This is a genomic window from Pseudomonas sp. 9.2(2024), from assembly GCF_039695385.1.
Classification (GTDB): domain Bacteria; phylum Pseudomonadota; class Gammaproteobacteria; order Pseudomonadales; family Pseudomonadaceae; genus Aquipseudomonas; species Aquipseudomonas paraglycinae.
In genome coordinates, this window is record NZ_CP155585.1 from 3823737 (window position 1) to 3837430 (window position 13694).

The window sequence follows — 13694 nt, forward strand, 5'->3', positions numbered from 1 at the left end:
AGGGTTGCGCCATGGCGTGCCGAATCATCATAGCCGACGATCACCCGTTGTTTCGCGAAGCGTTGCTGCGCACCGTCCAGCGTCTGCTGCCCGAAGCCCTGATCGAAGAGGCCGGCGACCTCGACGCCGTGCTCGCCCTGCTGCCGGCCGGTGATGAGCCCGACACCTTGATCCTCGACCTGCGTTTTCCCGGCCTGACGTGTGTCAGCCAGCTCGCGGAACTGCGCCGGCGTTTGCCGCGAACCACCCTGATCGTGGTGTCGATGGTCGATGACGAAGCGCTGATCGGCGACGTCATGGCCGCCGGCATCGATGGTTTTATCGGCAAGAACATCGCACCCGATGAGATGGGTCAGGCGATCCGGGCGATTCGTGAAGGTGAGGTACTGGTGAAATTCGCCCCGTCCGGCCTGCTGCCGCTGGACACCGGTACCGCCCTCACCCCGCGTCAGCAAGAGGTGCTGCGGCTGATCGCCCAAGGCAAGACCAACAAGGAAATCGCCCGTGAACTGGATATTTCGCCGTTCACGGTGCGGATTCATGTGTCGTCGTTGTTGCGGGTGCTCAACGTGCCGTCGCGGGCAGCGGCGGCGGTGAAATACTCCGGGGCCTTGTAGCCTGCCTCCAGTTCAGCCTTGCGGGTGGACGGTCAGTGCTACCAGTTTCACCACAATCGGCCGGACCACGAGAATGCACAGAAACGCCACGGGCATCGCCAGTTTGTAGGCGTGCAGCGTATTGCTAAGGTAATCGGCATCAATTCCGAAATTGGAGGCGGTGATTACCAGCGACATCAGAAACGCCATGATGATCGCCATGTACAACGCGAATATGTACGGCATGGCACGGGCCGACAGCTTGCGCGGGCTGAATACTGTGTTTCTTGGAGAGAGTCTCTGATTCATGTCAGTCCTTGTTGACCGAAGTGGATAGGCGCCGAGCACCCTAACAAGTCTGCCAACCCGTAACTAGACTGATTGCCGTGAGCACTTTATAAACAAAATCTTATGAATTTGTCTTTGCCAGGATCCACGCATGAACCTCTTGGGTGCAATCGATTGTTTTATCAAAGTCGTTGAGGCGGGATCGATTGTCGGGGCCGCCAAAACCCTCGGGGTGAGTGCCGCCGCCGTCAGTCAGACCCTTGGTCGTCTTGAGAATCACCTCGACACACGCCTGCTGCAACGCACCACCCGCAGCATGGCGTTGACGGAGAGCGGTTCGGTGTATTTCGAGAAAGTAAAACGTATCGCGCTCGATCTGGAGTCCGCGCAGAGCGCCATCAGCCACGCGCAGACGCAACTCCAGGGACACTTGAGTATCGCCTCCACCGCCGGGTTCGGGCGCCATGTATTGGCCCCGGTCATTGCCGGTTTCGCCGAACGCTACCCGCAGTTGACGCTTGAGCTCTCGACGTCCGACCGCAAAATCAATCACCTCCACGAAGGTATCGACTTGAGTCTGCGCATTGAGCCGCAACTGGAAGACGGCATCATCGCGCGCAAGGTTGCGACGGTACCGTTCGTGATTTGCGCCAGCCCTGACTATCTGCAAAAGGCCGGTCGCCCGTCGACTCCGGCGGATCTTCAGCAACACGCCTGCCTGGCGTTTCGCTATCCGCTGGACGGACGGTTACTGCGCTGGTGGTTCGTTGAGCAGGGTCAGCGCTTTGAGGCTGGGATCAATGCGACCGCCATCAGCGACGATATCGACGCCCTGGCGCAAATGGCTGCTCATGGTGCCGGGATCACCCGACTGGCGGAATTCGTTGCCGCGCCCTATCTGGAGAGTGGTCAACTGGTCTCTTTATTCGAACCGGGCGGCTCGACCTTTGCCAGCGCCGCGCCGCTCGAGATCTATGCCTGTGTGCAGGAGCGCGCCGCCATGACTTCCAAGGTCAAGGCCTTCACCGAATTTTTGCAGGAGTTCCTGCATACCCGCTGGCCCGCTCGATGAGGATCAAGGATCAACCTGCGCCATCAGTTCAGGCACCGATTCCTGGCGTTTCGCATAGCGCTGCGCCAGCACTGCGCAGACCATCAGTTGAATCTGATGGAACAGCATCAGCGGCAGAATCAGCACGCCAATCGTGCTGCCGGCGAACAACACCTGCGCCATCGGCACACCGGTGGCCAGGCTCTTTTTCGAGCCGCAGAACAGAATGGTGATGCGGTCTTCCAGATTGAAACCGAACAGTTTGCCCAGCACTGTGGACGCCAGCAGCACAAGCGCCAGCAGGACGCAGCACGCCACGACCAGCCCCAGCAGTTCGATCACCGGAATCTGGTGCCAGATGCCCTCGTTCACCGCTTCGCTGAACGCACCGTAGACCACCAGCAGAATCGAGCCCTGATCGACGAACTTCAGCCAGTTCTTGTTGCGACCGACCCAGGCGCCGATCCAGCGACGGGCGATCTGACCGGCAATGAACGGCAGCAGCAGTTGCACACTGATTTTCACGATCGCGTCGAGGGTCGAGCCGCCGTCGCCGTGGACGTTCAGCAGCAGCGTCACCAGCAGCGGCGTGAGGAAAATCCCGAACAGGCTGGACGCCGCCGCGCTGCAGATCGCCGCCGGAATGTTGCCCCGCGCCAGCGAGGTGAAAGCAATCGCCGATTGCACCGTGGCCGGCAGCGCACACAGGTACAGCATGCCCATGTACAGCTGATCACCGATCAGCGGCGACAACAGCGGTTTGAGCGCAAGCCCCAGTAGCGGGAACAGGACAAAAGTCAGGCCGAACACCAGCAAATGCAGGCGCCAGTGGCCGGCGCCAGCGATGATCGATTCGCGAGACAGCTTGGCACCGTGCAGGAAAAACAGCAGCGCGATGGCGATGTTGGTCAGCCAGCCGAAACCGGTCGCGACCTGACCGCTGGCGGGCAGGAAGCTGGCCAGCAGCACCACACCGATCAGGGTCAGGGTGAAGTTGTCGGGCAAAAATCGTGGGCGCGTCATGGTTTGTTCATCCGGGGGTTGCCAGTACGTGGCAGCGACTCTAACGTGACTGGAAATTACCGACTAACGCCGAAGAAACCACAGATGCCGCCAAAAGGACACGACAAAAGCGTCAGACGCAGCATTCCCGGGCTGCCCAGCCTGCCGCGCCCGCTCTACGGACGCACCGAATCTCTGCCCAATCGCGCGTTGACCCGCCGCCACAGTCATCCGTGGGTGCAGTTGTCCTACGCGATCCAGGGCGTGCTTGAAGTACAGACCGCCGTCGGTCGTTTCGTTGCGCCGCCGGAGCGTGCGGTGTGGATTCCGGCGGGCATGCCGCATCGGGTATTCAGTTCGCCGCACACGGAAATGCGCAGCCTGTACATCGATTGCAGCGTCGCCAGTTGGGCACCGGAGCGTTGTCACGTGCTCGGCGTCAGTGATCTTTTGCGTGAGCTGATCCGGGCCTTCAGTCAGATACCTGTCGAATATGACCAGAGCGGCCCGCACGGGCGCCTGGCTCAGGTGATCCTCGATCAACTGGCCGAGGCGCCGCCCATCGATCTGATGCTGCCACTGCCGCAGGACAGTCGCTTGCGCCAGATCTATCAGAGCCTGGAGCAACATCCGGAACAGCAGACCACCCTGGCGCACTGGAGCGAAAAATTCGGCGTAACCGAGAAAACGCTGACTCGGCTGTTCCTGCGCGACACCGGTTTGACCTTCCGCACCTGGCGCCAGCGCCTGCGTCTGTTGGGTGCGCTGACACCGCTGGAACGCGGCGAACGCGTCACCGACGTGGCTTTGGCCTGTGGTTATGACTCGACCTCGGCGTTTATCGCGGCGTTTCGCCAACAGTTCGGTGAAACACCGGGAGAGTTTTTCCGATGAAATTAACCGATATTTATCGACTTTATGCATGCCATTGATCAAATTTCAGGGTAGAGTTTCGCCCATCAAGAATCTTTGACATCTTTCGACGATAACAATGATCAACCACCCTTTAGCGAACCTGTCGGCGGTAACAGCATGATCGAAGTCACTGAAGTTTCCATTGCCCAATTGCGCGCGGCGCTCGAATCCGGCCAGACCACGGCAGTTGAACTGGTCCAGGCCTACCTGGCGCGCATCGACGCCTTTGACGGCCCGGACACCGCCACTGCCCTGAACGCAGTGATCGTGCGCAACCCTGAAGCGCTGAAAGAAGCGCAAGCTTCCGATGCCCGTCGCGCCAAGGGCGAAACCCTCGGCCCGCTGGACGGCATCCCTTACACCGCCAAGGACAGCTATCTGGTCAAAGGCCTGACCGCCGCGTCCGGCAGCCCGGCCTTCGCCGATCTCGTTGCCCAGCGCGACGCGTTCACCATTGAGCGCCTGCGTGCGGGCGGTGCGATCTGCCTGGGCAAGACCAACATGCCGCCGATGGCCAATGGCGGGATGCAGCGTGGCGTCTATGGCCGCGCCGAAAGCCCGTACAACGCTGACTACCTGACCGCGCCGTTTGCTTCCGGCTCGTCGAACGGCGCCGGTACCGCGACCGCTGCCAGTTTCTCGGCCTTCGGTCTGGCAGAAGAAACCTGGTCGAGCGGTCGCGGCCCGGCGTCGAACAACGGCCTGTGCGCCTACACGCCGTCGCGCGGGGTGATCTCGGTGCGCGGCAACTGGCCGCTGACGCCGACCATGGACGTGGTGGTGCCCTACGCCCGTACCATGGCCGACCTGCTGGAAGTGCTCGACGTAGTCGTCGCCGAAGACACCGACACCCGTGGCGACCTGTGGCGCCTGCAACCCTGGGTTCCGATCCCGAGCGTCGCTTCGGTGCGTCCTGCTTCCTATCTGGAATTGGCAGTGAAGAGCGATGCACTGGCCGGCAAACGCCTGGGCGTGCCGCGCATGTACATCAACGCCGACCCTGAAGCCGGCACCAGCGAAGAACCGGGCATCGGCGGCCCGACCGGGCAACGCATCAACACCCGCGCTTCGGTGATCGATTTGTGGAAACAGGCGCGTCAGGCCCTCGAAGCCGCCGGCGCCGAAGTGATCGAAGTGGATTTCCCGCTGGTCTCCAACTGCGAAGGCGATCGTCCGGGTGCGCCGACCGTGTTCAATCGCGGCATCGTCTCCAAAGAGTTCATGCACCACGAACTGTGGGACCTGTCGGCCTGGGCCTTCGATGATTTCCTGCGCGCCAACGGCGACCCGAAACTCAACCGTCTGGCAGACGTCGACGGGCCGAAAATCTTCCCGCACGACCCGGGCACCCTGCCCAACCGTGAAGGCGACCTCGCTGCCGGCATGGACGAATACGTGCGCATGGCCCAGCGCGGCATCACGCCGTGGGATCAGATCCCGACCCTGCCGGACGGCCTGCGCGGCCTGGAGAAGACTCGCAAGCTCGACCTCGAAGACTGGATGGATCGCCTCGGCCTCGACGCCGTGCTGTTCCCGACCAACGCCGACGTCGGCCCGGCGGACGCCGACGTCAACCCGGCCTCGGCGGACATCGCCTGGAGCAACGGCATCTGGGTCGCCAACGGCAACCTCGCAATCCGCCACCTCGGCGTGCCGACCGTCACCGTGCCGATGGGCGTGATGGCCGACATCGGCATGCCGGTGGGATTGACGTTTGCCGGTCGCGCCTATGACGACTCGACGTTGCTGCGTCTGGCAGCGGCGTTTGAGGCGACCGGTTCCAGGCGTCTGGTACCGCCACGCACGCCAGCGCTGGCGGCAGGCAAGTAAATGCAAAACGGCGGGATCAATTGATCCCGCCGTTTTTTTATCGCTCTGCCAACTCTTCCAGTAAATCCGCCGAAGGCACAAAGAACAGACTGCCGGTGACCGCCGTGCTGAAGTCCAGCAACCGGTCGTAGTTGCCCGGCGGTTTGCCGACAAACATGTTCTCCAGCATCTGCTCCAAAGGCTCCGGCGAACGCGCGTAGCCAATGAAATAAGTGCCGAACTCCCCCGCGCCGGGCCGGCCGAACGGCATGTTGTCGCGCAGGATCTTCACCTCTTCGCCGTCCTTGGTGATGGTGGTCAGCGCACTGTGGGAGTTGCTCGGCTTGACCGAATCGTCCAGCTCGATATCGGACAGTTTGGTGCGACCGATCACCCGTTCCTGCGCTTCGACCGACAATTCGTTCCACGCTTTCATGTTGTGCAGGTACTTCTGCACCAGCACGTAACTCCCGCCACTGAACGCCTGATCTTCATCGCCCACGAGAGTGAAATGCTCGGCTTTGCGGCCGACCGGGTTCTCCGTGCCGTCGACAAAACCGATGATGCTGCGCATGTCGAAATAGCGGAAACCCTGCACCTCGTCGGTCACCGTCACGGCGCCATCCAGCGCCGACATCAACTGCGTCGCCAGTTCGAAACACAGGTCCATCTGATCGGCACGAATGTGCAGCAACAGATCGCCAGGAGTGGAAACAGCGCGGCGCCCTTCCACACCGAACTCGCGAAAGTCATGCAAGGACGCCGGGCGCGGACTGCCGAACAGGCGATCCCAGGCGCTGGACGAAAAACCACAGACGCAGGACAGGTTGCCCGAAGGAACGCGCTTGCTCACCGAGCGCGTCAGGCCGGCGATATCGGCGCACCAGCCACGGACTTTTTCGGCGGCCTCGGCCTCGGCGTTGAGGGTCGCCACGATGAATATGGCAGCGCTGGTGATCGGGCTGCAGACGGCTTGAGGATCTGGCGTGTCGATGATCGTAGCTCCCGGATTGGTGGACTGACTCGACAGCGAGGTTAGCAAAGAAGTATCGAATGAAGTATTACCCGAGCCTGCCGCGCCACTCGACACTTCGCTTTTAACGAACAATACCCACGAAATAAACGATTTTTCTTTGTCGGAAAGCTCCTACTAGCATGGCCCCGTCTACCCCGAAAAACATAAAGACAGGGAGAACGGCATGCACCCCATCAACATCGGCGAACCCTGGATGTGGGTCGCCTTCATCGTTTTTGTCCTCGCCATGCTGGCCGTCGACCTGTTCGTCTTCGGTGGGCGCAAGGCGCATCGGGTCTCGGTACGTGAAGCTTCATCCTGGGTGATCGCCTGGTGCATGCTGGCGATGGCCTTCGCCGGATTGCTCTGGTGGTATCTCAACGGCGAATTCGGTCCCGAAATCGCCAAGGTCAAGACCCTGGAATTCCTCACCGGTTATTTGATCGAGCAGTCGCTGTCGATCGACAACATGTTCGTCTTCGTGATGATCTTCAGCTACTTCGCCGTGCCGCCTGAGTTGCAGCGCCGGGTGCTGCTGTACGGCGTGCTCGGGGCAATCGTGATGCGCGCGGGGATGATCTTTGCCGGCGTATGGCTGGTGTCGCAGTTCACCTGGCTGCTGTATGTGTTCGGCGTGTTCCTGATCATCACCGGGATCAAGATGCTGGTGTTCGCCGAGCAGCAACCGGACCTCGATAACAACCCGCTCCTGCGCTGGGTGCGCGGGCATCTGCGGATCACCAACGGCTTTCACGGCGAGCGCTTTTTCGTGCTGCAGAACGGTGTGCGCTGGGCCACGCCGATGTTTCTGGTGCTGGTGCTGATCGAGGCCAGCGACCTGATGTTCGCGGTTGACAGCATCCCGGCGATCTTCGCGGTGACCACCGATCCGTTCATCATTTTCACCTCGAACATTTTCGCGATCATGGGCCTGCGGGCGCTGTACTTTTTGCTGGCGGACATGGCCGACCGCTTTCATCTGCTCAAGTACGGACTGGCGCTGGTGCTGGTGTTCATCGGCGGGAAGATGACGGTGATGCCGTGGTTTCACATGCCGGTGGAGTGGTCGCTGGCGATCGTCGGCGGGCTGATTCTGGCGTCGGTGGTGCTGAGTCTGATCCTGACGAAGGACAAGTCGCCCGAAGAAAGTCAGGCGAAATAACGGCCGAGGGAGCGAACGGATTCGCTCCCTCGGCTTTGAGCTTATTTATCCGACTTGATACTGGTCCACACCCGGGTCCGCACCCGCTCCAGTTTCTGCGGCAACGGCTGCACCACGTAAAGTTTCTTCAGTGCTTCGCTGGTCGGCGTCAGGTTGGGGTTGCCGGTGATTTCCTTGTTGATCAGCGGCAGCGAATCCTTGTTGGCATTCGGGTAGCCGAGGAAATCGCTGATCGACGCGATGACCTTCGGATCCAGTAGCGTATTGAGGAACTCGTGGGCCTCTTCGACGTTCTTCGCGCTCTTCGGAATGGCGAAGGTGTCGAACCAGATCGGCGCGCCCTCCTTCGGCAAGCGCCAGTCGACCACCACGCCGTTGCCCGCCTCTTTGGCCCGATTGCCGAACTGGTAGAAGCTGCCGGAGTAGCCGATGGCCACGCAGATGTCGCCGTTGGCGATGTCGGTCATGTATTTGGCCGAGTTGAAGTAGGTGACGTAAGGGCGAACCTTGAGCATCAGGTCCTTGGCTTTCTCATAGTCGGCCGGGTTCTGGCTGTTCGGGTCCAGGCCCAGGTAGTGCAGGGCCAGCGGCAGGATTTCCGACGGCGAATCGAGCATTGCCACGCCGCAGGATTTCAGCTTTTCCATGTTCTCCGGTTTGAACACCAGGTCCCAACTGTCCACCGGCGCATTCTCGCCGAGCGCCGCCTTGACCTTGGCCGGGTTGAAACCGATCAGCACCGTGCCGACCATGTAGGGCACGCCGTACTGGTTGCCGGGGTCGTTGGCGTCGAGCAGCTTGAGCAGCGCCGGGTCCTGGTGACTCCAGTTCGGCAACTTGGACTTGTCGAGTTTCTGGAACACGCCGGCCTTGATCTGGGTATCGAGGAACTGGTTCGACGGCACCACCAGGTCATAGCCGGAGTTGCCGGTCAGCAGCTTGGCTTCGAGGGATTCGTTGGTGTCGAAGGTGTCCCAGGTCACTTTGATGTTGCTTTTGGAGGCGAAATCCTTGGGCACCGACGGCAGGATGTAATCCGCCCAGTTGTACACCCGCAGTTCGCGCTGTTCGGCCTGTACGGCGCTGGCCAGCAGCGTCAGCCCGAAAACAGTAGCGCCCAGAATGCGTTTCATCGTGACCATGTTGTGTTTCCCCGAATGCAGCGTGAGTCGATGGTTTTTATGTTCTGTACACGGCAGCGGCTAGCAAATCAGCCAAGGGCAAGGAAGGTGCAGCATTTTGTTGTGGCTTCGATTCTTCCTGACAGCGTAGACGCGGCACAGTAGCCCGTTGGCCAAAAGGGGATCGAAACGGCCAATTTGCATGACCGCCGGGATGCGGAAACAACAATGCCCGACGAAGTGCCGGGCATTGTTTGAGCAGCCTGCGAAGGATCAGTCGGTAAAACCCAACCGCGCCGCCCTGCTCTGCTGGGTCTGTCCACGGGTCGCCAGGCAGTAATACAGCGGGCATGTCACGATCAGGCCGACCAGCCACGACAGGTCCGCGCCTTCCACCAGATTGGCGTACGGCCCGACGTACAGCGACGTGTTGGCGAATGGCAGCTGCACGATAATGCCGATGAAGTAGGCAATGATCGCGTGCAGGTTGAAGCGCCCATAAATGCCACCGTCGGCGCGGAAGATCGAGGCGATGTCATAGCTGCCGCGCTTGATCAGGTAGAAGTCGATCAGGTTGATCGACGCCCACGGCACCAGCACCAGCAGCAACGCCAGAATTAATCCGATGAATTCGGAAATGAAATCCGCCGACGCGCCCAGCGCTACAACGCAGCATCCCGCCAGCACCACGCTCGACAGGATCACCCGCACCTTGATGCTCGGCGTCCACTGGCTGGCGAAGGTCTGGATCGAGGTGATGATCGACAGTACCGCGCCATACAGATTCAGCGCGTTGTGGCTGATGATGTTGAGCAGGAACAGCACCATCAGAATCGGCCCCAGCCAACCGGTGGACTGCTTGACCGCCGCCATCGCCTCAGTGCCTTCCGGCGTCGCCAGTACCGCCACCGCGCCGAAGGTGAACGACAGAATCGTGCCCAGTGTGGCGCCCAGATAAGTCGCGATAAATGGCTTGCTGATCCCGATGTCCGCCGGCAGGTAGCGGGAGTAGTCGGAGACGTACGGCGAAAAGCTGATCTGCCAGATGATCCCCAGCGATACCGTCGCCAGCCATCCCGAAAGATTGAAGCTGCCACGGGTAAAGAAGTCCGCCGGCAACTCATGGGCAAAGATGTAGATGAAACCGGCGAGCAGCGCGCTGCCCATCACCCAGGTGCCGATGCGGTTGAGCGTGTGAATGAAGTTGTAGCCCATCACGCCGATGGTCGTGGCGCTGAGGGCGCCGATCAGAATGCTCAACGGCGCCGGCACCGACGGCGCGATGCCGACGATGGACTTGCCGGCCAGCACGATGTTGGAAATGAAGAAGCCGATATAGATGATCGCCGCGAAGAACACGATCAACAGCGCGCCGTAACGCCCGAACTGACCCCGACTCTGGACCATCTGCGGAATGCCCATGCGCGGGCCTTGCGCCGACGCCAGGGCGATCACCACCCCGCCGATCATGTGCCCCAGCGCAATCGCCAGCAGCCCCCAGAACAGGTCGAGATGAAACACCTGAACCACCATGGCGCCGGTGACGATTGGCAGTGGCGCAATGTTGGTGCTGAACCATAGGGTGAAAAGGTCGCGGGCCTTCCCGTGGCGTTCCGCGAGTGGGACGTAGTCGACCGTGTGATTCTCGATCAACGGATCTTGCCGGGACATCTGGGACATAAAAATGAACTCGATTGGGTCTGTTCTTATCGTTGTATGAAGCCAAACCGGGGGTGCTTTGTGGTCGCCCCTCAGATGCAGACCATATTATGGTATTCCAACATTTTCACAAGACTGATCCGCTGTTTACGACGGCATCTGATCCGGCATCCTCCCTGATAGCCAGCGTTCACGGCTAGAGAAAAGCCCCGTAAATGCTGAGTTTTCGACGGATGAACCACGTTTATCGTTTCACCAAAAAAGCGCTTGCAATCGATGTATTACGGTATACCATCAGACCCACAAACACATAAAAACACGCTCCACCGCACTCGAGGATTGACCAATGATCGATGCTGCCGTCTACAAACAAGTCATGGGCTCGTTCCCGTCCGGCGTTACCGTCATCACCACGCTGGATGACGACGGCCAGATCGTCGGTCTGACCGCCAGCGCCTTCAGCTCGCTGTCGATGGATCCGGCCCTGGTGCTGTTCTGCCCCAACTACAGTTCCGATTCCTACCCCGTCCTGATCAAGAACAAACGCTTTGCCATTCACATGTTGTCCGGCGGTCAGCAGAGCGAAGCCTATGCCTTCGCCCGCAAAGGCAAGGACAAGGCGCAGGGCATCCAGTGGACGCTGAGCGAACTGGGCAACCCGATCCTGGCCAATGCGACAGCTATCATCGAATGTGAGCTGTGGCGCGAATACGAAGGCGGCGACCACGCGATCATGGTCGGCGCGGTGAAAAACCTCATCGTCCCTCAGCAGGACGCCGGCCCGCTGGTGTACTGCCACGGCAAGATGGGCGCCCTGCCCGCCTTCGCCTGATCCGCACGATTGCACTTAAACAGGCCGGCAAGCGACCGGCCGACCACAAGAGATTCGAGGTAGCGTCATGAAATTTTCCCTGTTCGTACACATGGAACGCTGGGACGAAAGCGTCAGCCACCGTCAACTGTTCGAAGACCTGACCGAACTGACGTTGATGGCCGAGGCCGGTGGTTTCAGCACCGTGTGGATCGGCGAACACCACGCGATGGAATACACCATCTCGCCGAGCCCGATGCCGCTGCTGGCCTACCTCGCGGCCAAGACCACCACCATTCACCTGGGCGCCGGCACCATCATCGCGCCGTTCTGGCATCCGCTGCGGGTCGCCGGTGAATGCGCGCTGCTCGATGTGATCAGCAACGGCCGGATGGAAGTCGGCCTGGCGAGAGGCGCCTATCAGGTGGAATTCGACCGCATGGCCGGCGGCATGCCCGCCTCCAGCGGCGGTCAGGCGCTACGGGAAATGGTCCCGGTGGTGCGCGCGCTGTGGCAAGGCGACTACGCCCACAACGGCGAGATCTGGAAATTCCCCACCTCCACCAGCGTGCCGAAACCGATCCAAAAGCCGAACCCGCCGATGTGGATCGCCGCCCGCGACCCGGACTCACACAACTTCGCCGTCGCCAACGGCTGCAACGTGATGGTCACACCGCTGATGAAGGGCGACGAAGAAGTTCTCGATCTGAAGAACAAGTTCCAGACTGCGCTGGACAACAACCCGGATGTGCCGCGTCCGCAATTGATGGTGCTGCGTCATACCCACGTGCATTCAGTGGATGACCCGGAAGGCTGGAAGGTCGGCGCGAAAGCCATCTCACGTTTCTATCGCACGTTCGATGCGTGGTTCGGCAACAAGGAAGTGCCGGTGAACGGCTTCCTCGCACCGAGCCCGGAAGAGAAATTTGCCGGGCGTCCGGAGTTTGAGCTGGAGAGCCTGCACAAAACGGCGATGATCGGCACGCCGGAAGAGATAATTCCGCGGATCAAGTACTACCAGGAACTTGGAGTGGATGAGTTCAGTTTCTGGTGCGACAACAGTTTGCCGCATGCGGAGAAGAAGAAGTCGCTGGAGTTGTTTATCAAGCATGTGGTGCCGGCGTTCAGATAGACCTGCCGCCCGGCATACAAAAACGCCCCGAGATGTTCGGGGCGTTTTCGTATGCGGTTCAGCTCAGGGATGGAGGCAACGATGACTCTGCCGGATCAGTCGCTAATACTGGTAATCCAGAAAGAAAAATACGGCGTATAGAAAGAAGGCAAAGGCCGCCAAAGCCGCACGCCACTCGGGATCTGCATCTCTTCCCAATCCACCTGGGGCAATTGAAATACTCGCACCGCAAAAATAGCAGTAGACCCCTTGCGCAAACCACAGCTGAACCGCGAGTACAGTGAAAAAACGTCCCCAGCTGCCATTGAATTGAAAATAACCGTTTACAAGTGCCGCCACCAGCAAGGCAACACCCACACCGTGGCGATACTTGAAAAGCGCTGCAACCATTGAGTTTTGGGGTTTACGCATCAATCGTTCCATTAGCAGGATTGTGTCTGAGCTCAATATCCAACGGCGAAACTATGCTAAGAGCTTGCATTGAGGATTGGAAAATACAATGTTTCACTTGGCTTGGGAGATCCGACAACTGCAAAGGAACGACCGGCTTAGCTACCAGCTTATATCCTCCATCATTACAAACATCATAACTAAAGACCCCTCTACCAACAAAAGGGGACAGATTTATTAAATCGCCCCCCCTTTTCTATCAATCCCCTGCTCTATCAAACACTTAGCACTAATGAACTTACATCACCAGTGCTTAAAAACTCTTGAAAACAAGAAATAACAATCCCTATATCTCTTGTAATCAAACTCGCCTGATAGCAATCACCCAAAACGTCAATCAGTTGTGTTCCAGCTGACGCATTATTAAGGGTACGTACGACGTGCTCCCCATCATCCAGGTATTGATTTAACATTAGAAGGTAGTTTCCAGAATCAGAATAAAGATTAATCTCGTAAGGCCCAGCTTCAGGTGCAGGGGTAATAGACAACGAAGTCACGCCATCGAACTTGCTATACTCAAATATAATGGATTTAACATCTTCCATAGTCGGCTGATTAACAAGAGGTATTTGTAATCTACCGTATTCAGGACTAAGCGTATACCCTCCGATCACCATCTATTTTTTCTCCTTAATAGACTTCATACCTGGCTCCCAGTAGTAGTTTTTCGGCAATCCTGTTTT

At 59.2% G+C, this 13694-nt stretch carries 14 protein-coding genes; 7 read left to right on the plus strand and 7 right to left on the minus strand.

The features are described from left to right. The first annotated feature begins 11 nt into the window (after positions 1-11). Positions 12-617: a response regulator transcription factor gene (locus tag ABFB52_RS16995; protein WP_102688313.1), complete on the plus strand. Its 606-nt coding sequence runs from the start codon at positions 12-14 to the stop codon at positions 615-617. A gap of 12 nt (positions 618-629) precedes the next feature. Here ABFB52_RS16995 and ABFB52_RS17000 read toward each other — a convergent pair whose 3' ends face one another. Beyond that, on the minus strand, positions 630-905 hold the full coding sequence (locus ABFB52_RS17000; protein ID WP_102718128.1) for a DUF2798 domain-containing protein: 276 nt from the start codon (positions 903-905) through the stop codon (positions 630-632). 130 nt (positions 906-1035) lie between these two features. On the opposite strand from ABFB52_RS17000, the gene ABFB52_RS17005 reads away from it, so the two are divergent. Beyond that, a complete protein-coding gene (locus ABFB52_RS17005; protein WP_102718127.1) occupies positions 1036-1956 on the plus strand; it encodes a LysR family transcriptional regulator in 921 nt (306 codons plus the stop codon). 3 nt (positions 1957-1959) lie between these two features. Here the strand turns inward: ABFB52_RS17005 and ABFB52_RS17010 are convergent, their stop codons facing one another. Then, positions 1960-2958: a bile acid:sodium symporter family protein gene (locus tag ABFB52_RS17010; protein ID WP_085603035.1), complete on the minus strand. Its 999-nt coding sequence runs from the start codon at positions 2956-2958 to the stop codon at positions 1960-1962. An 84-nt stretch (positions 2959-3042) separates the two neighbouring features. On the opposite strand from ABFB52_RS17010, the gene ABFB52_RS17015 reads away from it, so the two are divergent. Then, positions 3043-3831, plus strand: coding sequence for a helix-turn-helix transcriptional regulator (locus ABFB52_RS17015; protein ID WP_102688310.1), 789 nt, complete (start codon positions 3043-3045; stop codon positions 3829-3831). A 138-nt stretch (positions 3832-3969) separates the two neighbouring features. Next, a complete protein-coding gene (locus ABFB52_RS17020) occupies positions 3970-5682 on the plus strand; it encodes an amidase (protein ID WP_129973425.1) in 1713 nt (570 codons plus the stop codon). Positions 5683-5719: 37 nt separating this feature from the next. On the opposite strand, the gene ABFB52_RS17025 is transcribed toward ABFB52_RS17020, so the two are convergent. Further along, entirely contained in the window at positions 5720-6655 is a 936-nt protein-coding gene (locus ABFB52_RS17025; RefSeq protein ID WP_129973456.1) for a Dyp-type peroxidase, read from the minus strand. 205 nt (positions 6656-6860) lie between these two features. Here ABFB52_RS17025 and ABFB52_RS17030 point away from each other — a divergent pair, with 205 nt between their 5' ends. Continuing rightward, a complete protein-coding gene (locus ABFB52_RS17030; protein ID WP_129973426.1) occupies positions 6861-7838 on the plus strand; it encodes a TerC family protein in 978 nt (325 codons plus the stop codon). Between the two features lie 41 nt (positions 7839-7879). Here ABFB52_RS17030 and ABFB52_RS17035 read toward each other — a convergent pair whose 3' ends face one another. After that, positions 7880-8980: a polyamine ABC transporter substrate-binding protein gene (locus ABFB52_RS17035; protein ID WP_085746218.1), complete on the minus strand. Its 1101-nt coding sequence runs from the start codon at positions 8978-8980 to the stop codon at positions 7880-7882. A 252-nt stretch (positions 8981-9232) separates the two neighbouring features. Continuing rightward, a complete protein-coding gene (locus ABFB52_RS17040) occupies positions 9233-10639 on the minus strand; it encodes a cytosine permease (protein ID WP_129973427.1) in 1407 nt (468 codons plus the stop codon). Between the two features lie 325 nt (positions 10640-10964). Here ABFB52_RS17040 and ABFB52_RS17045 point away from each other — a divergent pair, with 325 nt between their 5' ends. After that, complete coding sequence (locus tag ABFB52_RS17045) at positions 10965-11450, plus strand: flavin reductase family protein (protein ID WP_129973428.1); 486 nt, start codon at positions 10965-10967, stop codon at positions 11448-11450. Between the two features lie 67 nt (positions 11451-11517). Further along, the gene (locus tag ABFB52_RS17050) at positions 11518-12561 is read left to right on the plus strand and encodes an LLM class flavin-dependent oxidoreductase (RefSeq protein WP_102688306.1); all 1044 of its coding nucleotides are present in this window, start codon (positions 11518-11520) and stop codon (positions 12559-12561) included. Positions 12562-12663: 102 nt separating this feature from the next. On the opposite strand, the gene ABFB52_RS17055 is transcribed toward ABFB52_RS17050, so the two are convergent. Together ABFB52_RS17055 and ABFB52_RS17060 are read right to left on the minus strand one after the other, a co-directional pair. Further along, positions 12664-12972: a hypothetical protein gene (locus tag ABFB52_RS17055; RefSeq protein ID WP_052266538.1), complete on the minus strand. Its 309-nt coding sequence runs from the start codon at positions 12970-12972 to the stop codon at positions 12664-12666. Positions 12973-13226: 254 nt separating this feature from the next. Next, positions 13227-13628, minus strand: coding sequence for a hypothetical protein (locus tag ABFB52_RS17060; RefSeq protein WP_129973429.1), 402 nt, complete (start codon positions 13626-13628; stop codon positions 13227-13229). Positions 13629-13694: the final 66 nt, after the last annotated feature.